This window comes from Cupriavidus pampae, assembly GCF_914271485.1.
GTDB classification, from domain to species: domain Bacteria; phylum Pseudomonadota; class Gammaproteobacteria; order Burkholderiales; family Burkholderiaceae; genus Cupriavidus; species Cupriavidus pampae.
Genome location: NZ_CAJZAG010000001.1, coordinates 561,335 through 584,480, shown reverse-complemented (window position 1 = coordinate 584,480; position 23,146 = coordinate 561,335). Strand labels below are relative to the sequence as shown.

Genomic DNA, 23,146 nt, shown 5'->3' with positions numbered 1-23,146 from the left:
TTTGGCGTGTTGTGCGGGATATCAGACCGACATCGGGTTCGGCTTGGACGGGTCGAGGTTGTACTTCTTGATGGCCTCGGCCACCTTCTCGCGACCAATCGCGCCTTCGTCGGCCAGCGCCTTGAGCGCGGCCAGCGTGACCCAGTGACGGTCCACCTCGAAGAAGTGGCGCAGCTTCTCGCGGGTGTCCGAGCGGCCGAAACCGTCGGTGCCCAGCACCACGTAGCGACGCGGCACGAACGGACGGATCTGTTCGGCGAACGCGCGCACATAGTCAGTCGAGGCAATCACCGGACCACGCACGCCCTTGAGCTTCTGCGCGACAAACGACTCGCGCGGCGTCTCGGTCGGGTGCAGCAGGTTGAAGCGCTCGACGTCCTGGCCTTCGCGGGCCAGTTCGGTGAAGCTCGGGCAACCCCACAGATCCGATTCCACACCCCAGTCCTTCTTCAGCAGGTCGGCGGCGGCGATTACCTCGCGGAAGATCGTGCCCGAGCCCAGCAGTTGCACGCGCGGCGCGTTGCTGTTCTCGACGCCCTTGCGGAACTGGTACATGCCCTTGACGATGTCGGCCTCCGCGCCCACCGGCATTTCCGGGTGCTCGTAGTTCTCGTTCATCACCGTCAGGTAGTAATAGACATCTTCCTGCTCGGCATACATGCGGCGCAGGCCGTCCTGCATCACCACCGCCAGTTCGTACTGGAAGGTCGGGTCGTACGAAATGCAGTTCGGAATCGCGGCGTGGAACACGTGCGAGTGACCATCCTCGTGCTGCAGGCCTTCGCCGTTCAGCGTGGTACGGCCCGACGTGCCGCCCAGCAGGAAGCCGCGCGAGCGCATGTCGGCCGCGGCCCAGCACAGGTCGCCGATACGCTGGATGCCGAACATCGAGTAGTAGATGTAGAACGGAATCATCTGCACGCCATGCGTCGAGTACGACGTGGCGGCGGCGATCCAGTCGCACATCGCGCCGGCTTCGTTGATGCCTTCCTGCAGCACCTGACCGGTTTCCGATTCCTTGTAGAACATCAGCTGGTCATGGTCCTCGGGGACGTACTTCTGACCTTGCTGGTTCCAGATGCCGACCTGACGGAACAGGCCTTCCATGCCGAACGTGCGCGACTCGTCGGGCACGATGGGCACCACATGCTTGCCGATCTGCTTGTCCTTCAGCAGCGTGTTCAGGATCCGCACGAATGCCATCGTGGTGGACACTTCGCGGCCTTCGCCCGAGGCCTTGAGCAACGCCTCGAAGGCCTTCAGCTCAGGCACGGCCAGGGGCGCGGCCTGCTTGCGGCGTTGCGGCAGATAGCCACCGAGATCCATGCGGCGCGCACGCATGTATTCGAGTTCCTTCGAACCTTCCTCGAACGTCAGGTACGGCACCTTCTCGAGCTGGTCGTCCGGCACCGGAATCAGGAACTGATCGCGGAACTTGCGGATCGACTCCACCGGCATCTTCTTCTGCTGGTGGGCCACGTTCATGGCCTGGCCAGCGTCGCCCATGCCATAGCCCTTGATGGTCTTGGCCAGGATCAGCGTCGGCTGCCCCTTGTGGTCGCTCGCGGCCTTGTAGGCGGCGTACACCTTGTGCGGATCGTGGCCGCCACGGTTCAGACGCCAGATGTCGTCGTCGGTCCAGTCGGCCACCATGGCCTTCAGTTCCGGCGTGTTGAAGAAGTGCTCGCGCACGTAGCCGCCGTCCTTGGACTTGAAGGTCTGATACTCGCCGTCCACGCATTCCATCATGCGCTTCATCAGCAGACCCTTGGTGTCACGGGCCAGCAGCTGGTCCCAGCGGCTGCCCCACACCACCTTGATCACGTTCCAGCCGGCGCCGCGGAATTCCGACTCCAGTTCCTGGATGATCTTGCCATTGCCGCGCACCGGACCGTCCAGGCGCTGCAGGTTGCAGTTGATCACGAAGACGAGGTTGTCCAGACGCTCGCGGCCGGCCATGCCGATCGCGCCGAGCGATTCCGGCTCGTCAGTCTCGCCGTCGCCGAGGAAGGCCCAGACCTTGCGGTTGCCGGCCTTGGCCAGGCCACGGCTGTCCAGGTACTTCATGAAGCGGGCCTGGTAGATCGCCATGATCGGGCCAAGGCCCATCGACACGGTCGGGAACTGCCAGAAGTCCGGCATCAGCCACGGGTGCGGGTACGACGAAATGCCCTTGCCGTCCACTTCCTGGCGGAAGTTGTCGAGCTGTTCGGTGGTCAGGCGGCCCAGCAGGAACGCGCGCGAGTACACGCCAGGCGCCGAGTGGCCCTGCACGAATACGAGGTCGCCGCCGAGCTCTTCGGTGGGAGCGCGCCAGAAGTGGTTGTAGCCGACGTCATAGAGCGTCGCGGCCGAAGCGAACGACGAAATGTGGCCACCGACGTTGGTGTGCTTGTTCGCGCGCAGCACCATCGCCATCGCGTTCCAGCGCGTGTACGAACGGATGCGGTGCTCGATGTCCTGGTCGCCAGGGATGCGTGCCTGCAGCTCGACCGGAATCGTGTTGATGTATTGCGTCTCCGCATGGAACGGCTGGTTCACGCCGTTCACGCGTGCGTATTCGATCTGTTTCTCGATCAGGAAGGCCGCGCGTTCGGGACCTTCGGCGGCGATGACACCCTGGAGGGCGTCGAGCCATTCATGCGTTTCCTGGGGGTCTGCGTCATTGGCGCTGCTGGCGCCGAGGATCTGCTCTGGTACGGCTGACATGACTGTCTCCTGGGTGAATTCCTGCCCGCGCCGCCGGGTAGGCGGGGGGTCGGCCTCTGGGTTGTGGTTCAGAGTGCGGCAGGCGCTCGAAAACCGCCCGCATTGTTGGGTCGAAGCGATTCTATGGAAGCACAGGAGCGGCTTGCAAGCGAAATTTTCAGATTACGGATTCGTTTTTTATAATGTGAAATAATGCCGCAGTGCACCAGAATCCGCATTGCGGCGCATCATGAAATTGCCGGCAAATCAGATACTTCCGAGGGAAGTGCTGCATTCGGTAGATGGTTTCCCCAAGCGACGCACCGCAATATTGCCGCTACACTGCGCCATCAGTTGTCCCGCCTCCCTATGCAGTTCTTCGAACGACTCCTCTCTGGCCTGCGCGCCGCGATGCTCCCGCCTTCTGCCGCCGATACTGCCCGCCCCGGTGGTGATGCGTCACATGCCGCGCACGCGGAGGTCCATGAAGTCCACGCCGCGCACGACGTGCCGGATGGCCCCAATGGACCGTATGCCGGCGCGCCGCGCGGCCTGTGGTGGCTGCGCTGGCGCAATCTCGTCGCGACCAGCTGGTTCATGTTCATCCCGCTGGTGGCGATCGTGCTGTTCACGGTGGCCATGGGCGTCATCCTGTGGTCCCTGCACGAGACCGAGCGCCAGCAGCAACGCGACGCGCTCTATCGGGACGCCGCCTGGGCGCAGCAGCGCGTGCGGCTGTCGCTGCTGAGCAATCAGGACCAGCTGGCCTCGCTGGCGCGCGATATCGCCGCCGCGCAGCTCGACCAGGGGGCCTATCGCACCGCCGCGCAGGAGATCCTGCGCGAGAACCCCGAGATCGTCTTTATCAACTGGCTCGACGCCACGCGGCGCGGACGCTGGTCGCTGCCGTCGACGTCGGAGTTCGCGAGCCGCCTGCGCGAGACGCAGGATCACCCGCTCGAGCCTGAAGTGCTGGACACTTTCGACGCCGCGCGCGAGACCCAGCGCGTGGTCTACTCGCGCCCGCTCATCAACGACCGCGGCGACAGCTTCATGCTGATGGAAGTGCCGATCGTGCGCGATAACGAGTTCCTCGGCACGCTCGGCGCGATGTATTCGATCAATGGCATCCTGACCCATCTGCTGCCGCCCGAGTTGACCGAGCGCTACCGCTTCTCGCTGATCGACAAGAACAATCAGACACGCGCGAGCACCTCGGTGCGGCCGGTGCCCGGCAATGCACTGTCGTACGAAGTCCTGCTCGACCCGCCCGGCCACTCGCTCTCGCTGCGCGCGGATGCCTATCCGCCCCCGTCCAACCTGCCCAACAACATGTTGCTGTGGCTCGTGGTGGGGCTGTCCTGCTTCCTGCTGTGGAGCCTGTGGAGCATGTGGCGCCATACCAGTCGCCGCTCCGAGGCGCAGCGCGCGCTGCTGGCCGAAACGTCGTTCCGGCGCGCGATGGAAAACTCGATGCTGATCGGCCTGCGCGCGCTCGACCTCAATGGCCGCATCACCTACGTCAATCCGGCGTTCTGCCGCATGACCGGCTGGCAGGAGAACGATCTGGTCGGCCGCATGCCGCCCTTCCCTTACTGGCCGCCGAACGATCAGCAGGAGATGCAGAAGCAGATCGACCTGACGCTGCAGGGCAAGTCCCCCGCCACCGGCTACGAGATGCGCGTGATGCGCCGCGATGGCAGCAGCTTCTTCGCACGTATGTACGTGTCGCCGCTGGTCGACAGCCGCGGCCGTCACACGGGCTGGATGAGTTCGATGACGGACATCACCGAGCCCAAGCGCGCGCGCGAAGAGCTCGCGGCCGCGCATGACCGCTTCACCACGGTGTTGGAGAGCCTGGACGCCGCGGTATCGGTGCTGGCCACCGACAAGGCCGAGCTGCTGTTCGCCAACCGCTACTACCGCCAGCTGTTCGGCTGGGAGGCGGAGGGCCACCTGAAGCTGGCCGGCGATGACTTCGACAAGGAGCAGATGTCCAGCGACAGCACCGACTACGTCGATGCGTATGCCGGCCTGCCCGCGTCCGAGCTCATGCCGTACGCGTCCGACGCGCGCGAAGTCTTCGTGCCGGACATGCAGAAGTGGTTCGAAGTGCGGCGCCGCTATATCCAGTGGGTGGACGGCCACCTCGCGCAGATGCAGATCGCCACCGACATCACCATGCGCAAGGCCGCCGAGGAAATGGCGCGCCAGCACGAGGAACGGCTGCAGTTCACCAGCCGCCTGACCACCATGGGCGAGATGGCGTCGTCGCTCGCGCACGAGCTCAACCAGCCGCTCGCGGCCATCAACAACTACTGCATGGGCGCCGTGGCGCGGCTCCATTCGGGCCGCAGCACGCCCGAAGACCTGATTCCGGTGCTCGAGAAGACCTCGGCGCAGGCCGTGCGCGCCGGCACGATCATCAGCCGCATCCGCGGCTTCGTGAAGCGCAGCCAGCCCCAGCGGCGCGAGGCGTCGCTGCACGACATCGTCGCCGACGCCGTGGGCCTGGCCGACCTCGAGGCCACGCGCCGCCGCGCGACCATCCTCACGCGCCTGCCCGCCCCGCCGCTGCTGTTGTATGTGGATCCGGTGCTGATCGAGCAGGTGCTGGTGAACCTGCTGAAGAACGCGGTGGAAGCGATGGCCGAACTGCCGGCCATGCGCGCGGCCGGCGTGGTGCGCCTGCACGCACGCGTGGAACCGATGGAATTCGGCCAGTGCTGCTGCATCGACGTGATCGACCAGGGCCCGGGCGTGGACGAGGCGACCAAGGAGCGGCTGTTCGAACCGTTCTTCAGCACCAAGTCGGACGGCATGGGCATGGGCCTCAATATCTGCCGCTCGATCATCGAATCCCATCAGGGTCGGCTCTGGGTGGAAAACAACCCGGACGGCATCGGCTGCACCTTCAAGATCACGCTGCCGATCCACACGGCGCCAAGTGAGCAATAATCACGACGTGCTCATTGGGCGACAACCAGTTCGCTATACGGCTATCGCGCAACCTTACAGTGCGGTTACACTTCGCTCCAAACGACCCTTGCCAGGAGACCTCATGACAGCAACGCCTTCCCCAACGCCTCATCGTGGCGAGACCGTATTCATCGTCGATGACGACGAAGCGATGCGCGACTCCCTGACCTGGCTACTCGAAGGCAATGGCTATCAGGTTCGCAGTTTCAACAGTGCCGAACAATTCCTCTCGGCCTATGATTCCGGACACGTCTCGTGCCTGATCCTCGACGTGCGCATGCCGGGCATGAGCGGCCCGGAACTGCAGGAGCGCATGCTGGCCGAGGGCATCGACATTCCGATCGTCTTCATCACCGGCCACGGCGACGTGCCGCTGGCGGTATCCACGATGAAGCGCGGCGCCGTCGATTTCATCGAGAAACCGTTCGATGAATCCGAACTGCGCGCGCTGGTGGAACGCATGCTGACGAAGGCGCGCACCGACCATTCGGCCGCCCGCGAGCAGCGCGCGGCCAAGGATCTGCTGGGCAAGCTGACCACGCGCGAGCAGCAGGTGCTCGAGCGCATCGTCGCCGGCCGCCTCAACAAGCAGATCGCCGACGATCTGGGCATTTCCATCAAGACGGTGGAGGCGCACCGCGCCAACATCATGGAAAAGCTGAACGTGAACACGGTGGCGGACCTGCTGCGCCTGGCGCTCTCGCGCAACAGCTGACCGGACGTCGCTCAGCCGCCCAGCGCGCGGAACAGCGTCATCTGCGCGCGCAATTGATTTACACGGGTGGTCAGCACCGCCGCACTCGCCGCACGGCGCGCGCGGCTATCCTCCAGCGCCGCGCGTAACGTCCCCTTGCCCGCCACGTAGCGCGCCAGGCTCAGCGCCTCCGCGCGCGTGGCCGCGTCCTGCGCGGCCCTCATCTGGCCGGCTTCGCGCCCGAGGCTATCGCGCTCCACCAGCGCCTGGTTCACCTCCACCAGCGCTGCATACAGCGTCTTCCCGTACGTCGTGACACTTTCGTCGTGGTTGACGCGCGCGATCTCGGACGACAACTGCAGCGCCTGCCATTTCAGCAAAGGCATCACAAGGCCACCGCCAAGCGTCCCGAGCGGATTCGAGAACAGCTGACCCAGATCGCTGCTGCGGCCGGTGGCATCGGCGGTGAGCGTCAGCTTCGGATAGAAATCCGCGATGCTGGCGTCATAGAGATTCAGCGTGGCGCGTATGCGCGCCTCCGCGGCGGCGACGTCGGGGCGCCGCGCCAGCACCGTGGCAGGCAAACCCGGCGCGAGTTCCGGCAGATCGGCCGCCGGCAATGCATAGGCTGCGGCCGCCTCCGCCGGCACCGGCTCCGCCAGTAGCTTGCCCAGCGACAGGCGCTGGCTGTCGCGCTGCTGGAGATGGCGCTCGAGCGCCGCCGCGTTCGTTGCCTTATCGCGCTCCGCCAGCGCGACTTCCAGCGCCGAACCAGCGCCCGCGTGTCGGCGCGCGGTCACCAGCGCCTGCACACGCTCCGCATCCACGAGGTCCGCCTGCGCGAGCGCGATGCGCGCATTCAACTCGGCAACGCTCCAGTACAACGTCGCCACCTCACCGATCAGCGCCAGCCGCGTCGCCCGCAGATCGAACGCGCTCGCGGCCGCGCGCCACGCCGCGGCTTCCTGCGTGCGGGCGAGCTTGCCCCACAGATCCACGTCGTAGCTCAGCGCCAGCCCGGCTTCATAGCCGCGCACACTCGAGCCACCGTGTTTGAGGTTGCGTTTGGTACTGGCGCCGGTCCGCAGATCGAGAGACGGCATGTCGCGCGCATCCTCGGCGCCCGCCTCCAGGCGCGCGCGGTACATGCGCAGGCCGGCCAGCGCCAGATCCGCATTGCGCGCGAGCGCCAGCGCGATCAGCGCGTCCAGCCGTGCATCGCCGAACGCGCGCCACCACTGTGCATCAGGCGTGGCCAGCGTGGCGCCGGCCGGCACCGGCGCCTCCCATGCCGGCGGCAGCATGGACGCCGGCGGTTCGTATGGCGTGCGCAGCAGGCTGCCGCAGGCCGCGCACGACAGCGCGAGGGGCAGCGCCAACCAGGTCGAATACGCTAGGGAACGCATCGTCTCAGCCCCGAGCCAGCGCCACGACGGGCACCAGCCGCGCCGCATTGCGCGCGGGCACGTAGCCAAAGCCGATACCGACGGCAATCGCGGTGCCGCAGGCACCGGCAATCGCCCACGGCGAAAACACCATCGAGATCTCGCTCTGCATCCACCCGATGACCATGCCCACGCACCACGCGAAGGCCACGCCCGCAAGTGCGCCGGTCATGCATAGCAGCACCGCCTCGATCAGGAACTGCTGCTGGATATCGGACCGTCGCGCGCCGAGCGCCATGCGAATACCGATTTCGCGCGTGCGCTCGCTCACGGCCACGAGCATGATGTTCATCACACCGACGCCACCCACGACCAGCGCGATCACCGCCACCCCCGATACCAGCAGCGTCAGCGTGCGCGCGGTCGCCTCGACCTTTTTCACGAAATGGTCGCTCACCATGACGAAGAAATCCTTGCGCCCGTGCAACCGCGTCAGTATGCGTTCCAGATCGCGCGGCGGCCATGCGCCCTGCCCAGGCTTCAGTCGGATCTTGATGGCATCGAAATAGTCGCGCGCCTGGAAGCGGTACATCTGGGTCGTGTACGGCAACCAGGCCTCCGGCGCGGGTTCTGGCGCAAACAGTGCCTTGCGCGTCCGCGCCACGCCAATCACGCGGCAGGGCACCTGATCCACCAGCACGGTCTCGCCGATCGGATCGCGCTCCGGACCAAACAGGCGCCTGGCAAGCGTGGCATCGATGATGATGACCTGCGCCTGCCGGAACACGTCGCTGGCGGAGAACGCAGTACCGGCCGACATCGCCGCGCCCGAGGCCCGGAAGTATTGCGCGCCCACACCGCTCAACGTGACGCGCACGGTGCGGCTGCCGACGCGTACCGCGGCCGAGCCCGCGACAACGGGACTGATACTGTCAGTGTAGGGCTGTATCGCAAGCAGTGGCAGATCGGACTCGCCGAGCGCGCGGCGCCCGGCCGCGTCATCGTCGTTCCAGTCCTTGCCGGGATAGACATCCACGGTATGCGCGCCGAACGCGCGCAGGTCATCCACCACACGCCGCTTGGCTCCCTCGCCGAGACCCGTAACGAGGATCACCGCGGCAATGCCCATGACGATGCCGAGCATCGTCAGTACCGCGCGCAGGCGGTGACTGAGCATCGCGCGCCATGCCATGGCCAGCGAGACACGCAGGCGCTGCAGCGCAGCCGCGGCATCGCCACGCGCGGGTCGCGACGCCTCGACGCGCGCACTACCGGTTGCGCGTTCGCCCGTCACACGACGGTCGCTCACCACCCGGCCATCGCGGAGCTCCACCACACGCTCGGCCACCGCGGCCACCGCGGGGTCATGCGTCACGATGACGATCGTATGCCCCTCGCGATGCAACGCGCGCAGATGCGCGAGCACTTCCTCATGGCTCGCGCGATCGAGCGCTCCGGTGGGCTCATCGGCCAGGATCACCGAGCCGCCATTGATCAGCGCGCGCGCGATGCTGACCCGCTGCTGCTGCCCACCCGAGAGCTGCGATGGAAAATGCCCGAGGCGCGGACCGAGCCCGAAACGCCTGAGCAGATGGCATGCGCGCTCGCGCCGGACATCGGCCTTCACGCCCGCATACACCGCTGGCATCTCGACATTCTCGAGCGCCGTGAGTGCGGGCAGCAGGTCGTAACGCTGGAACACGAACCCGAACGTGTCACGGCGCAACGCTGCCAGCGCATCGGCATCGAGCAACCGCGTGTCGCGTCCGCCAATCCGGTAGGTACCGCCGGTTGGCCGATCCAGACAGCCAAGCAGGTTGAGCAGCGTGGTCTTGCCGGACCCCGAATGCCCGATGATCGCCACCATCTCCCCCGCACGGATATCGAGGTCGATAGCATGCAGCGCCGTAGTCCAGGCAGAGCCTCCGGCGCCATCGGCGCGGTCCGAGGCCATCCGGTAGGCACGCGATACCGCGCGTAGCTCCAGCAACGCCTGTGTCACGCCTGCCCCTTCGCCTCGCCCTGCGGATCGATTGCCACGGGCTCGCCCTCCTCCACGCCGCGGACGATCTGGACCCAGACATGATCGCTCAGTCCAATCTCCACTTCGCGTGTCTCCCCTCCCGCGATCGTACCGTCCGCGCGGTACCGCACCACCTGCACCGTGTACCGCCCGTTCTGATCGGGGCCGCTCACCGCGGCCGCCGGCACGCGCAACGCGCCGGGCGCGCGGCCCGTCACGATCGAGACCTGTGCGGTCATCGAAGGCTTCAGCGCGTTGTCCCCATTGGCCACCAGAAAATCGCCGTGGTAATAGATCGCGCCGCCCTGCCCGCCTGCCGTCGCGGCATCGCTGCCCGGCGTGACCGGAGGCGCCGGCGAAATGCTCCGCAGCACGACGGGGATCTTCCGCAGCGGGGCGCCGAGAATCGAGAACCATCCCCCTTGCCCGGTTCGCACCCGCACCACGTCCGCCTCGGAAATACGCGCCTTGACGAGCATTTCATCCAGATCCGCCAGCACGAGGATGGTGGGTGCCATCTGCGCCGCCACGAGGGTCTGCCCCGCTTCCGCGACGACGGAAATCACCTGCCCCGCCATCGGCGCGACGATGCGCGTATAGGCCAGGCTGGCCTCGGCCGACTCCACCGCGATACGCGCCTGCCGTAGCGTGGCATCGAGCGCGGCAACATTGGCGGCCGTCGTGTCGGCCTGCGTGCTGGCCGCTTCCAGGTCGGCCTCGGTATTCGCGTCGGCCTTCCGCATGGCGAGTTCGCGCTTCAGCGCCAGCCGATGCTGGCGCAACAGCGCCAGCTGCGCGGTTCGCTGCGCCTCCGCATGCGTCAACGCCGCCTCGGCACGTTTCAGCTCGTTCTGCTGCAGGATCGGATCGATCTCCGCAAGCAGCTGCCCCTGCTCGACGCGGTCGCCCACCCGCACGGCAAGGGTTTTCAGCTGGCCGCTGACCTGCGCCCCGACATTGACCTGCCGCAGCGGCACGATGGTCCCGGTGGCCAGCACGATCTCTTCGATATCCCCGCGCGTCACAGTGGCGACCGGCGCTGGGGGCGCATCCAAAGCCAGTCTGCGCCAGATCACGGTGCCCGCCACGGCGATTGCCACAAGGACCGCGATCGCCACGCAGGCAGTCAGCACGCGGCCCCACGACGGCCGACAGAATGCTCGCATCATGTAATCACCACCACCCCACATGCATGTTCTCCAACGCCATTCTCAGCGCGCGCGCTGATGCGCGAATCGATGCACACAGTGCAATGCGCCTTGCCGCAACTCGTACACCGTATCGAACAGCGGCAACAGACTGCGATCGTGCGTGACCACGATGGCCGCACCCTCGCAGGCCGTAATCGCGCGCATGACCTGCCCCGCGCTCATGGCGTCGAGATTCGCAGTCGGCTCGTCGAAGATGCGGACTGGCAGGCGCGCGTACAACGCGCGCGCCACCAGCAGCCGCTGCCGCTCGCCCGCCGAAAGGGACGCCGTGGCTTCGCTGATCAGCGTTCCGAGACCCGCGGGCAGGCTCGCCAGCCGTGCGGCCAATCCCAGTTCGTCGGCAATGCGCGCGCAGGTGCCGAACTCCGGCTTTGCGGCGAACATCGTGATGTTGTCCGCCACCGAGCCGCTGAACAGCGTGTCGAATGCCGTCTGAAAGTAGCAGTACGCGCGTAGCGCCTCCCAGTCCGGTGCCTCGGCACCGTCGATGCGCACAACGCCCGCGTCGGGCCGGTCGAGCCCCGACAACAACATCAGCAGCGTAGTCTTGCCCGCGCCGGAGGGGCCAATGACCGCCACCTTTTCATCGCGACGAATCTCCAGCGCCACGTCGCTCAGTATTGCGCCCCCCCCATCGTGGCGCATGCAGAGCCCCTGCACGCCGATCGTTTCGGGAGCAGGCTCGCCAGCGTCGCCGGCGCGCGCGGCGCCCGCATCCTTGTCATGCTCGAGGATGTCCCGCGCACGCGCCTCGGCTACCCGGTTCGACCGCGCCGACAGCCACGCGCCATAGATCTGCCCGACGGCACCGATCGCCATCTGCCGCAAAAAGGCAAACGCATAGAAGCCGCCGAAGGTCAGGTCGCCGGCCATGATGGCCCGACCCGCGATCCCAAGCGTGATCATCAGTTCCACCCCGCCGATCAACGTGTAGGCCGTGCGCTGGCGCAGTTCGAGGTCTCCGCCCGCGCGCCATGCCGAGGTCACGCGCTGCGCAAGTTGCGTGAAGGCGATACCGCGCCCACGCAGGATGTTGGCCGACTTCAGCGCGGTAATGCCCGACACGCTCTCGTGCAGGAACTGGCGCTGATCGGCGCCAGCGACCTCCTCTTCCATACGAATGACCTGCGCCTGCATGACGTAGCGTTGCGTCAGCAGCCCTGTCACGATCATGCCGAACATGCTGACGAGCGCCAGCGCCGGCTGCAGCCATGCCATGATGCCGACGGTCACGGCCGCGATCACCGCCACGCAGAGCATCGTATTCGCAAGCTGCGTGCGATCACGCGCGGCCTCTCCGTACGCCACCAGGCGCTCGACGATATCGCCGGGCTTGCGGCGCGAGAAATAGCGCAGTCGGTTGCCGAGCAACTGCCCAAAGCCGTAGGTCATCGCGTGGGTGCCCATGCCCGCGCAGCGCCGCAACATTGCGCGCGCGGTCAGGCGATCGAGCGCGCAGGCGCCAATCAGCGCCAGCGCATAGGCCACGGCAACTCTCTCGTAGAGCTCGAAGTTGTCGCGCTCGAGCATCCAGTCGACCGTCAGGCCCACGAACAGCGGCGTCAGGAACGCCAGCAATCCGGCCCCAAGCATCAGCGCGACCAGCCGTGCCCCGCCGGCCAGACCGAGCATGTCGATTGGCGCGCGCCGGTGGCCATCGGCAGCCCGCGGCCATGGCCGGACGGCTTCATCCAGCACCAGCGCGTAGCCGGAGGCCACGCTGGCCAGTTCCGAGGCATGCATCACGTGCATGCCCACTGCAGGATCGAACACCTGCACACGCGGGCCGCCGCCGCGCATGGCCAGCACGAAATGGTTGCCGCCCACGTGGATAATCGCGGGCAATGGCAGTTCTCGCAGCGCGTCGCGCGGAAAACAGACGGCATCCGCCTGCACGCCATGCGCGGCAAGCGCCTCGGCGAGGTCCGCCAGCGACATGCCGACCAGCGGCGCGCCATGCCGCGCGCGCAGATCCGCCAGCGATGCCTCCCGCCCCAGCGACCTCAGCAGCATGACCATGCAGGCGAGGCCGCATTCCGACGTTTCACCCTGGTAGACCGGCTCGATCGGATGCAGCCCCTGAACGGCGCCAAACATCGCGCGCAAGCTGGCAAATGAAGACATGTTCAACGCTCCGCGCTGTCGTTGAAATAGAACAGCGAGGCGTAATGCCAGAGCAGCCACTGGTCGCCATGCGCGCGCAGCGCCTGCTCCAGGCAGCGCGCCACATCGTCAAGATCGTCACAGGCATCGAAGATGCAGATGGCCAGCCGATCGGCCTCCCAATGGACGTAGAACGGCAGGATGCCGCCGCCCGCCATGCGAGCGAAGGTCTCGGCGCCCACGTGGAGGCGTGCCTGACGGCCGAACAGGCTGACGTCACGCGTGCGCATGGGGTAGCCGAGATACGCCTCCGAGAACTGCGGCAGGATGTCGGGAAAAATCACGAGATTCGCGGCCCGCTCGCGCAGCTCGCGCATGATCGCGCGATGGGCGCCGGGCGACGCGTCGGGGGCATGCTGGATGACCGTAATGCCGTGCGCCTGCAGGTGCCGGGCCTCCATGAACCCGATCCGCTCCTGCCCGTAGATCGAGAACACGTGCGTGCGCCGCGGCGTGGTCAGCGCGGCCACGACCGTGGCGGTGATATCGGAACACACGTGGAGCGGCGCGAGGACCGGCGGGACGCCACGCCGGGACGCGCGCAACATGGCCTCGTCGAGCTGCGCGGCACACGCCTCGAGCATCGGCATGACGCTGGGCGCGGCGCTGCAGACCGCCGCATCAAGCATCGTGCGGCGCCGCATCGCTACCGGATAGCCGATACCGTCCGGCATGTCCACCAGTTCCCGACGCAGGCGCTCGCACGTGACCCCACGCAAGCGGTCGCGCAAGGCCCGTACGCCGGGTGTTACGGGCAGGCGGCAAAGCCGCATCATGAGGCCGATGTCGGCACACTGCCAGAAACGCGCCTGCGCCCACGCGGCGCCGCGTCGAAACCGGTTCCGCACCGCCTCCCCGGTCACCCCCATGCCAAGCGATATCGCTAGAGCTATCTGCATCACTTTCCAATGGCAATGACAGGGATCCCGCGTAGACGCCGCGATCCCTTCAGGACCGCCATCCCCCTCGCCACGCGGGAGGGATGGCCCGGCCAGGCCATCGCGGCAGACAAGCACTAGCATGTCCGTGGCTGCCACGGCTGGCCCGGCGTCAAGACGCGTGGCGCATCAACCCCACTTGCCGCGGCGAACGTAGACGTTCACGATCGTCGTGTTGCGCGCAGTGGCGCGGTTGGCAGCAGCCGGCGCCGAAGCCGGAGCGCCGCCCACCACACGGTGCGCCTGCTCGAGGCTCATCTTGCGAATCTGATTGACGTTATTCATCATTAATCCTCAGTAGTTTCAGAGTGAAACTGAATGGCAACATAAGAAGGAATGCAAACCGCCGTTCCCTCCGTTCCTACGCGCCTGCCACGGTTGGCGCGTCGAGGCCATTGTCCATTCAATCCCGCCGTCCTCGGGATTCTTCACAGAAATTTGCAGGCGCATATCGGAAATATTTTTAAGAAAATCACATTCAAATATTTCCAATTGTTTTCAACCAACCCCGCGCCGGCGAGGGTCGGCCGCCGCCATGGCCACGGACCGCCGGGCGAACCCTTATAATTCGCCTATCTCGCCGGTCGTGCCCATCCCGGCCCGCGCCGGCCCGCGCCTCGTCGCTATCGACGACGCCCCGACTTACCATTTGCAGCCTAGCCCACCCTATGTCCGCTCAACTGATCGACGGCAACGCCCTTGCCAAGCACATCCGTACCGAAGCCGCCCAGCGCGCCGCCCGCCTGACCGAACGCGGTCATCAGCCCGGCCTGGCCGTGGTGCTGGTGGGCGAGGACTCCGCCAGCCAGGTCTACGTGCGCAACAAGGTCAAGGCCTGCGAGGACAACGGTTTCTATTCGTCGCTGGACCGCTATCCGGCCGACCTGACGGAAGCCGATCTGCTGGCGCGCATCGACGCCCTGAACAGCGATCCGAAAATCCACGGCATCCTCGTTCAATTGCCGTTGCCGAAGCACATCGACAGCCACAAGGTGCTGGAGGCGATCGCGCCCGAAAAGGACGTCGATGGTTTCCACGTCGCCAACGCGGGCGCGCTGATGACCGGCGCGCCGATTTTCCGGCCGTGCACGCCGTACGGCTGCATGAAGATGCTCGAGTCGATCCAATATCCGCTGCGCGGCGCGCGCGCGGTCGTGATCGGCGCTTCGAATATCGTCGGCAAGCCGATGGCGATGCTGCTGCTGCAGGCCGGCGCCACCGTTACCATCTGCAATAGCAAGACGCGTGACCTGAGCGTGCACACGCGCGACGCCGACGTGATCGTCGCCGCCGTGGGCCGCCGCAACATCCTGACTGCCGATATGGTCAAGCCGGGCGCGGTGGTGATCGACGTGGGCATGAACCGCGACGACGCCGGCAAGCTGTGCGGCGACGTCGATTTCGCGGGTGTGCGCGAGGTGGCCGGCCATATCACGCCGGTGCCGGGCGGCGTGGGCCCGATGACCATCACGATGCTGCTCGTCAATACGCTGGAAGCCGCCGAGCGCGCCGCCGCCGGCGCCTGACCGGCCGACTAACGGCGCGATTGAAAACACATACTGGAAATTTCGCCGCGCAGGCCTCATCTTGCACATATGCGCTGCGCCCGAGGGCGCGGCCAAGGTCCTGACCCTCATCGATCATCGCGAGAACCGCCATGGAAAAAGCCGTCACCTCCCTGCAAGACAATCCCCTGGCCGACTTTACCGACCTGCCGCGTTTCGCCGAGATCCGGCCCGAGCACATCGGGCCCGCGCTGGACGTGCTGCTGAGCCAGGCCCAGGCCGCGGTCGATCGCGCCGAAGATCCCGCCACCCCGTCCACCTGGCGTGACGCCGTGGAAGCGTTGGAAGCCGCGACCGAGCCGCTCGGCCGCGCCTGGGGCGTGGTCGGCCACCTGAGCGCCGTGGCGGATACGCCGGAACTGCGCAAGGCCCATACCGAGAACCTGCCGCGCATGACCGAGTTCTGGTCGTCGCTGGGCCAGAGCCTCGCGCTGTACGACAAGTACAAGGCCGTGGCCGCCGGCCCCGAATTCGCGGGCCTGAGCCCCGCGCGCAAGCAACTGCTCGAGAACGAGCTGCGCGGTTTCCGTCTGGGCGGTGCCGAACTGGCCGAAGACCGCAAGCCGCGCTTCGCGCAGATTCAGGAAGAACAGGCGCAGCTGTCGAAGGCATTCTCCGACCACGTGCTCGACGCGACCAACCTGTACGCCCTGTTCATCGAGGACGAATCGCGCCTCGCCGGCGTTCCCGAGGATGCCAAGGAAGCGGCCGCACTGGCCGCGCAGAAGGACGGCAAATCCGGCTGGAAATTCACGCTGCATTTCCCGTCGTACTTCCCGGTGCTCCAGTACGCGGACGACCGCACGCTGCGCCAGACCATGTATGAAGCGAGCGTGACGCGTGCGTCCGAACTCGGCACAAAGTTCGGTGGCGGCCAGGCCGACTGGGACAACACCACGAACATGCGCGACCAGCTCGCGCTGCGCCGTGAAGAAGCGCTGATGCTGGGGTACAACAACTACGGCGAAGTCTCGCTGGTACCCAAGATGGCCGACAAGCCGGCCGACGTGCTGCGCTTCCTCGACGAGCTCGGGGTCAAGGCGCGCCCGTACGCGGAAAAGGACTGGGCCGAACTGCGCGCGTTTGCCGCCAGCGAACTCGGTCTGAACACGCTGGATCCGTGGGACGTGGCCTATGCATCCGAGAAGCTGCGCCAGCAGCGCTATGCGTTCTCGGAACACGAGGTCAAGCAGTACTTCCCGGAGGGCAAGGTGCTCGAGGGCCTGTTCGGCGTGATCGAGAAGCTGTTCACGGTACGTATCGAACCGGATCAGGCGCAGACGTGGCACAAGGACGTGCGCTTCTTCCGCGTGGTCAATCCGCAGGGCGCGCTGCTCGCGCAGTTCTACATCGATCTGTATGCGCGCGAAGGCAAGCGTGGCGGTGCCTGGATGGACGACGCCCGCGGCCGCAAGGAGCGCGACAACGGTACCGTGCAGACGCCGGTGGCATATCTGACCTGCAACTTCTCGGCGCCCGTCGGCGACAAGCCCGCGGTGTTCACGCACGATGAAGTCATCACGCTGTTCCACGAGTTCGGCCATGGCCTGCACCACATGCTCACGCAGGTGGGCGACCTCGGCGTATCGGGCATCAATGGCGTGGAATGGGATGCCGTGGAACTGCCGTCGCAGTTCATGGAAAACTTCTGCTGGGAGTACGAGGTGCTGTCCGGCATGACGCAACAGGTCGAGACCGGCGCGCCGCTGCCGCGCGCGCTGTTCGACCGCATGCTCGCGGCCAAGAACTTCCAGAACGGCATGATGACGCTGCGCCAGATCGTGCTGTCGTCGTTCGACATGCATCTGCACACCGACTTCGACCCGCAGGGTGGCAAGTCCGTGCTCGAGCTGTCGCGCGAGATCAACGACCGCGTGCACGTGGTGCCGCAGCATCCGCTGTCGCGCTGGCCGAACACGTTCAGCCATATCTTCGCGGGCGGCTATGCCGCGGGCTACTACAGCTACAAGTGGGCCGAGGTGTTGTCCGCGGACGTCTACGCGGCGTTCGAGGAAGCGGCGCAACTGTCCGGCAGCGTGCTCGATGGTGAGACTGGCCGTCGCTACCACCGCGAGATCCTGTCGGTCGGTGGCAGCCGTCCGGCCATGGAGTCGTTCGTCGCGTTCCGCGGCCGCGCGCCGCAGATCGACGCGTTGCTGCGTCACGGCGGCATGGCTGAAGGCGTGTCGGCATAACGCCTTCATGCCCCGCGCATGAACCTGCCCTTCCCGATCCGCACCGAGTGTCCTCCGGGCGCATGCGTGTGCGATCGGGAGGCGCTGCTCGCGGATCCGAGCGCGGACCTCCGCATCCTGCGGCTCACGCGCGAAGAAGAGAAACGCCTCGTCGACAGGCTCGAGAATCTCTCGAGCCTGGCCGACCTGCGCAAGATGGAAGAGCGCATGCACGCCCAGCTGGGCATTACGGTCACGATCACGCCCAGCGCGCGCGAGGTCCGTACCACGCGCGGCATCCATATCCAGTTAGCGGACCAGCCCGGCCTGTGCCGCAAGACCAAGCAGAATATTCCGGCCGCGATCCGCCGTTGCATGGAACGCCATCCGGAAATCGCCTACGCCATCCTCGACGGCTACGACCTGATGGGCCAGGGCGGCCTCGACCTGTCCGGCGCGGAAGAATAGTCGGATGAATTGTCGCTGGAGGGGCGCGACGGTTCTTATACAATCGCGTCATATCCTCCGCACTCCCCCCACACATGCGAATCGCCAGCTGGAACGTCAACTCCCTCAAGGTCCGCCTGCCTCAGGTACTGCAATGGCTCGCCGCGCAGGATGCGGCCGGCACGCCCATCGACGCGCTGTGCCTGCAGGAACTGAAACTGCCCGACGACAAGTACCCGCTGGCCGAGCTCGAGAACGCCGGCTTCCATAGCGTCTACACCGGCCAGAAGACCTACAACGGCGTGGCGATCGTCGCGCGCGACGGCGCCATGCCCGGGCCCATCGATGTCGTGCGCAACATCCCCGGTTTCGAGGATGCGCAGCAACGGGTGGTGGCCGCGACCTACGGCGACGTGCGGCTGATCAGCGCGTACTTCCCCAACGGCCAGGCCCTCGACTCCGACAAATTCGTCTACAAGCTCGACTGGCTGCGCGCGCTTACGCCGTGGATCCAGGGTGAGCTGGCGCGCTACCCGAAGCTCGCGCTGCTCGGCGATTTCAATATCGCGCCGGAAGACCGCGATGTGCACGACCCCGCCAAATGGGAAGGCCAGAACCTGGTCTCCCCGCCCGAGCGCGACGCGTTCAAGGCGCTGGTGACGCTCGGCCTCGTCGATGCGTTCCGCATGTTCGAGCAGCCCGAGAAAATGTTCTCGTGGTGGGACTACCGCATGATGGGTTTCCGTCGTAACGCGGGCCTGCGCATCGACCATATCCTGCTGTCGCCCGCGCTCGCGCAGCGTTGCACCGAATGCGCCATCGACAAGGAGCCGCGCCGGTGGGAGCAGCCCTCCGACCATACACCGGTGGTAGCCACGCTCGACCTCGCATGATCCCCGCGGCTGGCGAGCACGGATTGCGCCGTCTGTTCCCGTGGACGCGGCGGGTCACGTCCGCGACCTTGCGCGCGGACCTGATCGCCGGCCTGCTCGGCGCGGTGCTCGTGCTACCGCAGGGGGTCGCCTTCGCGACGCTGGCCGGCCTGCCGCCGCAGTACGGCATCTACACCGCTGTGGTGCCCTGCATCGTGGCCGCGTTGTTCGGCTCCAGCTGGCACGTGATGTCCGGCCCGACCAATGCCAACTCGCTCGCGCTGTTCGCGATGCTGAGTCCGGTCGCGTTCGCGGGCAGTCCCAGCTATATCGCCCTGGCGCTCGCCGTCACGATGCTGGTCGGCGTGCTGCAATTGGGCGTCGGCGTGCTGCGGCTGGGCTCGCTGGCCAACTTCATCTCGCCTTCGGTTCTGCTCGGATTTACCTGCGGCGCCGCGACACTTATTGCGCTCTATGCGCTCAAGGACCTGTTCGGCCTGGCCGTGCCTACCGGCACCAGCGCCTTCGGCGTGGTGCGCTTCCTGTTCGAGAACCTCGACACCATCAACTGGAATGCGGTGGCGGTCGGCGCGGTCACGCTCGGTGTGACGCTCGTCGTGCGGCGCGTGGCGCGCCGGCTGCCGTTTATGCTGATTGGCCTGCTCGCGGGCTACGCTACCGCGCTCGTGCTCAACGCGAGCGGATGGGGCGACGCACGCCATGTCAACGTGATTGGTCCGATCCCCTCGGCGTTTCCGCCGTTCCAGGTGCCCGACCTTAGCTGGAGCGCCCTGCCCGATCTGCTCGGCATCGCCGCCGCACTGACGATCGTCGCGCTCGGCCAGTCGATCTCGATCGCCAAGGCCGTGGCATTGCGTTCGGGCCAGCATATCGACGCCAATCGCGAATTTATCGGCCAGGGCCTGGCCAATATCGCGGGCGGCCTGTTCTCGAGCTACATCGCCTGCGGTTCGCTCAATCGCTCGATGCCGAACTACGATGCGGGCGCGCGCACACCGCTCGCGAGCGTGTTCTCGGCGTTGTTGCTCGTGGTGCTCGTGCTGGTCAGCGCGCCCGTGCTCGCGCAGATCCCGCATGCCGCCATCGCCGCGATGCTGTTGCTCGTCGCGTGGGGCCTGCTCGACCTCACGCGGCTGCGCCGTATCGCGCAACTCTCGCGCACCGAGTTTGCGATTGCGATCGGCACCTTCGCCGCCACGCTGGTCATTCGGCTGGAGATGGCGGTACTGCTCGGCACGATCCTGTCGCTGGTCGCGTATCTCTATCGCACCTCGCGTCCCGCCGTGCGCAGCCTTGTGCCGGACGCCGACGATCCGGGCCGGCGCTTTACGCCGCTCGACGAACTGCATCGTCCGCAACCCGAGTGCCCGCAGCTCAAGCTGCTGCGCATGGAAGGCGCGATCTACTTCGGCGCGGTGCAGTACGTGACCGACCGCCTGCACTGGTTGCGCACGGTCAATGCCGATCAGACGCATCTGCTGGCGATGACGAAGAGCATGAACTTCATCGATCTGGCCGGTGCCGAGATGTGGGAATCTGAATTGTCCGAGCGCCGTGCCGCCGGGGGCGATCTCTATTTCCACCGTCCGCGCACGCAGGTGCTGGACACGTGGGCACAGACGGGCTTCACCGACAAGCTCGGACCCGACCATATCTTTCCGACCAAGCGGCAAGCGCTGCACACGATTATCGCGCAGCTATCGCCCGAGATCTGTGCGCAATGCCACGTCCGCATTTTCGAGGAATGCGCGGGCCGTCCCGGCGGGCCAGATTATCGCGCGCAGGAAGATGCCAACGCTTGCAACGCGAAAACGCCGTAAGGAAAACGTAGGGGAAGCGCAGGGGAAGCAGATCTACAAGGTACGCCGGCTGGCCCGATGTGAATACGGAGCCGATGCCGGCGCAGGAGGGTCGCGTCGTTGCCGTAACCGGCAGCGGCGCAAGACTGCGCGTCTTACACCGGCGCCACGTGTGCGCGTTTCACGACGATCGGCTGGGGCACGCCCTGCTCGATCAGCACTACCGCCGCGCGTTCGATGGTCTCGCGACCCGCGCGGAATGCTTCTTCCAATGACAGCACCTGGTCGGCACTGAAGCCTTCCCACAGCGCTTCGCGCGTCACCACGCACGTCACTTGTGCGCCATCGACCAGCGCGTGGAACAGCAGTCCCTCGTTGTTGATGTCGTAGCGCTCTTGCTCCTGGAATTTGATTTCCATCATCACAGCCCTCCATATGCAAGTGGAGAAGCATCCTAACATGGCTCGCCCCAAGTCGTGTGCGATGACCCGCAACTCACGCGGAGAAAGCATGATGCGCGGGCGTGCGATAACGCTACCGCAGGTCAACCATGCACGCGCATGTGTCGATGTCATGGTCATGCGCGCAATTTTTGCGCGAGATTTGACAAGTGCGAAATTGATGATAGAATCTCGTTCTTCGTTGGGGCGTTAGCTCAGTTGGTAGAGCAGCGGACTCTTAATCCGTAGGTCGAGTGTTCGAGTCACTCACGCCCCACCACCGAATTCAAAACGCCGAAATCCCAAGGATTTCGGCGTTTTTGTTTATACCGCCCGCTCATCAATCGTCATGAGACTTGGGCACGCTCGAACAGCGTACGCGCGAGCCGCCGATGATCGGCAAGCACATGCGGCAGATCCACCGTATTCAATCGCCCGTCGCGCACCACCACGCGCCCATTGATCACGCTGGTCGACACGTTGCCCGGCGTGCAGAACACCAGCGCCGCCACCAGGTCGTGCCCCGCGCCCGCATAGCCCACGCCGGACATATCGAAGGCCACCACATCGGCCGACATGCCGGGCGCGAGCGCACCGATATCATCGCGATTCAGCACGCGCGCACCGCCAAGCGTCGCGATCTCCAGCGCCTCGCGCGCGCTCATCGCCGCGGGGCCATACCCCACGCGCTGCAGCAGCATCGCCTGCCGCGCCTCTCCCAGCATATGCGCGCCATCGTTCGACGCGCTGCCATCGACGCCGAGCCCCACCGGCACGCCGGCATCGCGCATCGTACGAATCGGCGCGATGCCTGAAGCCAGCCGCATATTCGAGCACGGGCAATGCGCGACGCCGGTACCGGTGCGCGCGAACAAGGCAATGCCCGCCTCGTCGAGCTTTACGCAGTGCGCGTGCCACACGTCGCGCCCCACCCAGCCGAGATCCTCCGCATATTCAGCCGGCGTCATGCCGAAGCGCTCGCGCGAGTACGCCACGTCGTTGTCGTTCTCGGCCAGATGCGTGTGGAGAGAAACGCCATAGTGCCGCGCCATCGCGGCGGACTCGCGCATCAGGTCGCGCGACACCGAAAACGGCGAGCACGGCGCCAGCACCACGCGCAGCATCGCGTGGCGCGAGGCATCGTGATACTGCTCGACCAGCCGCTGACTGTCGCGCAGGATCGCGGCCTCTGACTCCACCACGACGTCGGGCGGCAAGCCACCCTGACTGCGGCCGACGCTCATCGAGCCGCGCGCCGCATGAAAGCGCATACCCATCTCGCGCGCCGCGCCAATCGCGTCATCGAGCCGCGCGCCGTTCGGATACAGGTACAGGTGGTCGCTCGTGGTGGTGCAGCCCGACAGCATCAACTCGGCCATCGCGGTGCGTGTCGACGCCGCGATCATCTCTGGCGTCAGATGCGACCAGATCATGTAGAGATTCGTCAGCCACGAGAACAGCTCCGCATCCTGCGCGGCCGGTACCGCGCGCGTCAGGCTCTGGTACATGTGGTGATGCGTATTGACGAGGCCCGGCATCACCACGTGGCCCGCCATGTCGATCACCTCGGTGTCGCCCGCGTCGGCACGCTCGCGCCATTCACGCGGCAGTTCGTCGGTCGGGCCAACCCATGCGATAGACGGGCCGTCCGCGACGAGCGCGCCGCGCGGAATCTCGCGGCGCTGCGCATCCATGGTGACAAGCACGTCGGCGTTCTGCAGGATCAGGGGCATGGAGGAACTCACTG

Annotated in this window: 16 protein-coding genes and 1 tRNA gene; 8 read left to right on the top strand and 9 right to left on the bottom strand. The window is 66.1% G+C overall.

What is annotated here, in order from left to right; all coding sequences use genetic code 11:
* Positions 1–21 precede the first annotated feature (21 nt).
* The gene (gene aceE, locus LDO41_RS02535) at positions 22–2,709 is read right to left on the bottom strand and encodes a pyruvate dehydrogenase (acetyl-transferring), homodimeric type (RefSeq protein ID WP_223981428.1); all 2,688 of its coding nucleotides are present in this window, start codon (positions 2,707–2,709) and stop codon (positions 22–24) included.
* Between the two features lie 348 nt (positions 2,710–3,057).
* On the opposite strand from aceE, the gene LDO41_RS02530 reads away from it, so the two are divergent.
* On the top strand, positions 3,058–5,646 hold the full coding sequence (locus tag LDO41_RS02530; protein WP_223982330.1) for a PAS domain S-box protein: 2,589 nt from the start codon (positions 3,058–3,060) through the stop codon (positions 5,644–5,646).
* 103 nt (positions 5,647–5,749) lie between these two features.
* Positions 5,750–6,382: a response regulator transcription factor gene (locus LDO41_RS02525; RefSeq protein ID WP_223981425.1), complete on the top strand. Its 633-nt coding sequence runs from the start codon at positions 5,750–5,752 to the stop codon at positions 6,380–6,382.
* Positions 6,383–6,393: 11 nt separating this feature from the next.
* Here the strand turns inward: LDO41_RS02525 and LDO41_RS02520 are convergent, their stop codons facing one another.
* The 6 genes from LDO41_RS02520 to LDO41_RS02495 form a co-directional block, all read right to left on the bottom strand.
* Positions 6,394–7,767 (bottom strand): efflux transporter outer membrane subunit, encoded by a 1,374-nt coding sequence (locus LDO41_RS02520; protein ID WP_223981422.1) that lies wholly within the window; start codon positions 7,765–7,767, stop codon positions 6,394–6,396.
* 4 nt (positions 7,768–7,771) lie between these two features.
* Positions 7,772–9,748: an ABC transporter permease gene (locus tag LDO41_RS02515; RefSeq protein ID WP_223981420.1), complete on the bottom strand. Its 1,977-nt coding sequence runs from the start codon at positions 9,746–9,748 to the stop codon at positions 7,772–7,774.
* Entirely contained in the window at positions 9,745–10,938 is a 1,194-nt protein-coding gene (locus LDO41_RS02510; RefSeq protein WP_223981418.1) for an efflux RND transporter periplasmic adaptor subunit, read from the bottom strand. Before LDO41_RS02510 ends, LDO41_RS02515 begins: the two co-directional genes overlap by 4 nt.
* Positions 10,939–10,980: 42 nt before the next feature.
* Complete coding sequence (locus LDO41_RS02505; RefSeq protein WP_223981416.1) at positions 10,981–13,104, bottom strand: peptidase domain-containing ABC transporter; 2,124 nt, start codon at positions 13,102–13,104, stop codon at positions 10,981–10,983.
* Positions 13,105–13,106: 2 nt separating this feature from the next.
* On the bottom strand, positions 13,107–14,042 hold the full coding sequence (locus LDO41_RS02500; RefSeq protein WP_223981414.1) for a lysophospholipid acyltransferase family protein: 936 nt from the start codon (positions 14,040–14,042) through the stop codon (positions 13,107–13,109).
* A 168-nt stretch (positions 14,043–14,210) separates the two neighbouring features.
* Positions 14,211–14,366 (bottom strand): hypothetical protein, encoded by a 156-nt coding sequence (locus LDO41_RS02495; RefSeq protein WP_223981412.1) that lies wholly within the window; start codon positions 14,364–14,366, stop codon positions 14,211–14,213.
* Between the two features lie 383 nt (positions 14,367–14,749).
* Here LDO41_RS02495 and folD point away from each other — a divergent pair, with 383 nt between their 5' ends.
* The 5 genes from folD to LDO41_RS02470 all read left to right on the top strand — a co-directional run bounded on the left by folD (position 14,750) and on the right by LDO41_RS02470 (position 20,980).
* Entirely contained in the window at positions 14,750–15,607 is an 858-nt protein-coding gene (gene folD, locus LDO41_RS02490; protein ID WP_223981410.1) for a bifunctional methylenetetrahydrofolate dehydrogenase/methenyltetrahydrofolate cyclohydrolase FolD, read from the top strand.
* A gap of 131 nt (positions 15,608–15,738) precedes the next feature.
* Positions 15,739–17,841, top strand: a complete 2,103-nt coding sequence (locus LDO41_RS02485; RefSeq protein WP_223981408.1) for a M3 family metallopeptidase — start codon at positions 15,739–15,741, stop codon at positions 17,839–17,841.
* A gap of 18 nt (positions 17,842–17,859) precedes the next feature.
* A complete protein-coding gene (locus LDO41_RS02480) occupies positions 17,860–18,288 on the top strand; it encodes a hypothetical protein (protein ID WP_223981406.1) in 429 nt (142 codons plus the stop codon).
* A gap of 74 nt (positions 18,289–18,362) precedes the next feature.
* Positions 18,363–19,160, top strand: coding sequence for an exodeoxyribonuclease III (gene xth / locus LDO41_RS02475; RefSeq protein WP_223981404.1), 798 nt, complete (start codon positions 18,363–18,365; stop codon positions 19,158–19,160).
* On the top strand, positions 19,157–20,980 hold the full coding sequence (locus LDO41_RS02470) for a SulP family inorganic anion transporter (protein ID WP_223981402.1): 1,824 nt from the start codon (positions 19,157–19,159) through the stop codon (positions 20,978–20,980). The genes xth and LDO41_RS02470 overlap by 4 nt, the downstream gene beginning before the upstream one ends.
* 134 nt (positions 20,981–21,114) lie before the next feature.
* Here LDO41_RS02470 and LDO41_RS02465 read toward each other — a convergent pair whose 3' ends face one another.
* Positions 21,115–21,378 carry a DUF1488 family protein gene (locus LDO41_RS02465; protein WP_223982328.1) on the bottom strand — a complete coding sequence of 88 codons (264 nt, stop codon included), beginning with the start codon at positions 21,376–21,378 and terminating at the stop codon, positions 21,115–21,117.
* 225 nt (positions 21,379–21,603) lie between these two features.
* Between LDO41_RS02465 and LDO41_RS02460 the strand changes: the two genes are divergently transcribed.
* Positions 21,604–21,679 (top strand) — tRNA-Lys (locus LDO41_RS02460).
* 67 nt (positions 21,680–21,746) lie between these two features.
* Here the strand turns inward: LDO41_RS02460 and LDO41_RS02455 are convergent.
* Positions 21,747–23,132 (bottom strand): 8-oxoguanine deaminase, encoded by a 1,386-nt coding sequence (locus LDO41_RS02455; protein WP_223981400.1) that lies wholly within the window; start codon positions 23,130–23,132, stop codon positions 21,747–21,749.
* Positions 23,133–23,146 lie beyond the last annotated feature (14 nt).

What these genes read in the sequence shown, in the direction of transcription:
- aceE (WP_223981428.1), bottom strand. Translation starts at nt 2,709, where the DNA reads ATGTCAGCCGTACCAGAGCAGATCCTCGGCGCCAGCAGCGCCAATGAC.
- LDO41_RS02530 (WP_223982330.1), top strand. Translation starts at nt 3,058, where the DNA reads ATGCAGTTCTTCGAACGACTCCTCTCTGGCCTGCGCGCCGCGATGCTC.
- LDO41_RS02525 (WP_223981425.1), top strand. Translation starts at nt 5,750, where the DNA reads ATGACAGCAACGCCTTCCCCAACGCCTCATCGTGGCGAGACCGTATTC.
- LDO41_RS02520 (WP_223981422.1), bottom strand. Translation starts at nt 7,767, where the DNA reads ATGCGTTCCCTAGCGTATTCGACCTGGTTGGCGCTGCCCCTCGCGCTG.
- LDO41_RS02510 (WP_223981418.1), bottom strand. Translation starts at nt 10,938, where the DNA reads ATGATGCGAGCATTCTGTCGGCCGTCGTGGGGCCGCGTGCTGACTGCC.
- LDO41_RS02505 (WP_223981416.1), bottom strand. Translation starts at nt 13,104, where the DNA reads ATGTCTTCATTTGCCAGCTTGCGCGCGATGTTTGGCGCCGTTCAGGGG.
- LDO41_RS02500 (WP_223981414.1), bottom strand. Translation starts at nt 14,042, where the DNA reads ATGCAGATAGCTCTAGCGATATCGCTTGGCATGGGGGTGACCGGGGAG.
- LDO41_RS02495 (WP_223981412.1), bottom strand. Translation starts at nt 14,366, where the DNA reads ATGAATAACGTCAATCAGATTCGCAAGATGAGCCTCGAGCAGGCGCAC.
- folD (WP_223981410.1), top strand. Translation starts at nt 14,750, where the DNA reads ATGTCCGCTCAACTGATCGACGGCAACGCCCTTGCCAAGCACATCCGT.
- LDO41_RS02485 (WP_223981408.1), top strand. Translation starts at nt 15,739, where the DNA reads ATGGAAAAAGCCGTCACCTCCCTGCAAGACAATCCCCTGGCCGACTTT.
- LDO41_RS02480 (WP_223981406.1), top strand. Translation starts at nt 17,860, where the DNA reads ATGAACCTGCCCTTCCCGATCCGCACCGAGTGTCCTCCGGGCGCATGC.
- xth (WP_223981404.1), top strand. Translation starts at nt 18,363, where the DNA reads ATGCGAATCGCCAGCTGGAACGTCAACTCCCTCAAGGTCCGCCTGCCT.
- LDO41_RS02470 (WP_223981402.1), top strand. Translation starts at nt 19,157, where the DNA reads ATGATCCCCGCGGCTGGCGAGCACGGATTGCGCCGTCTGTTCCCGTGG.
- LDO41_RS02465 (WP_223982328.1), bottom strand. Translation starts at nt 21,378, where the DNA reads ATGGAAATCAAATTCCAGGAGCAAGAGCGCTACGACATCAACAACGAG.
- LDO41_RS02455 (WP_223981400.1), bottom strand. Translation starts at nt 23,132, where the DNA reads ATGCCCCTGATCCTGCAGAACGCCGACGTGCTTGTCACCATGGATGCG.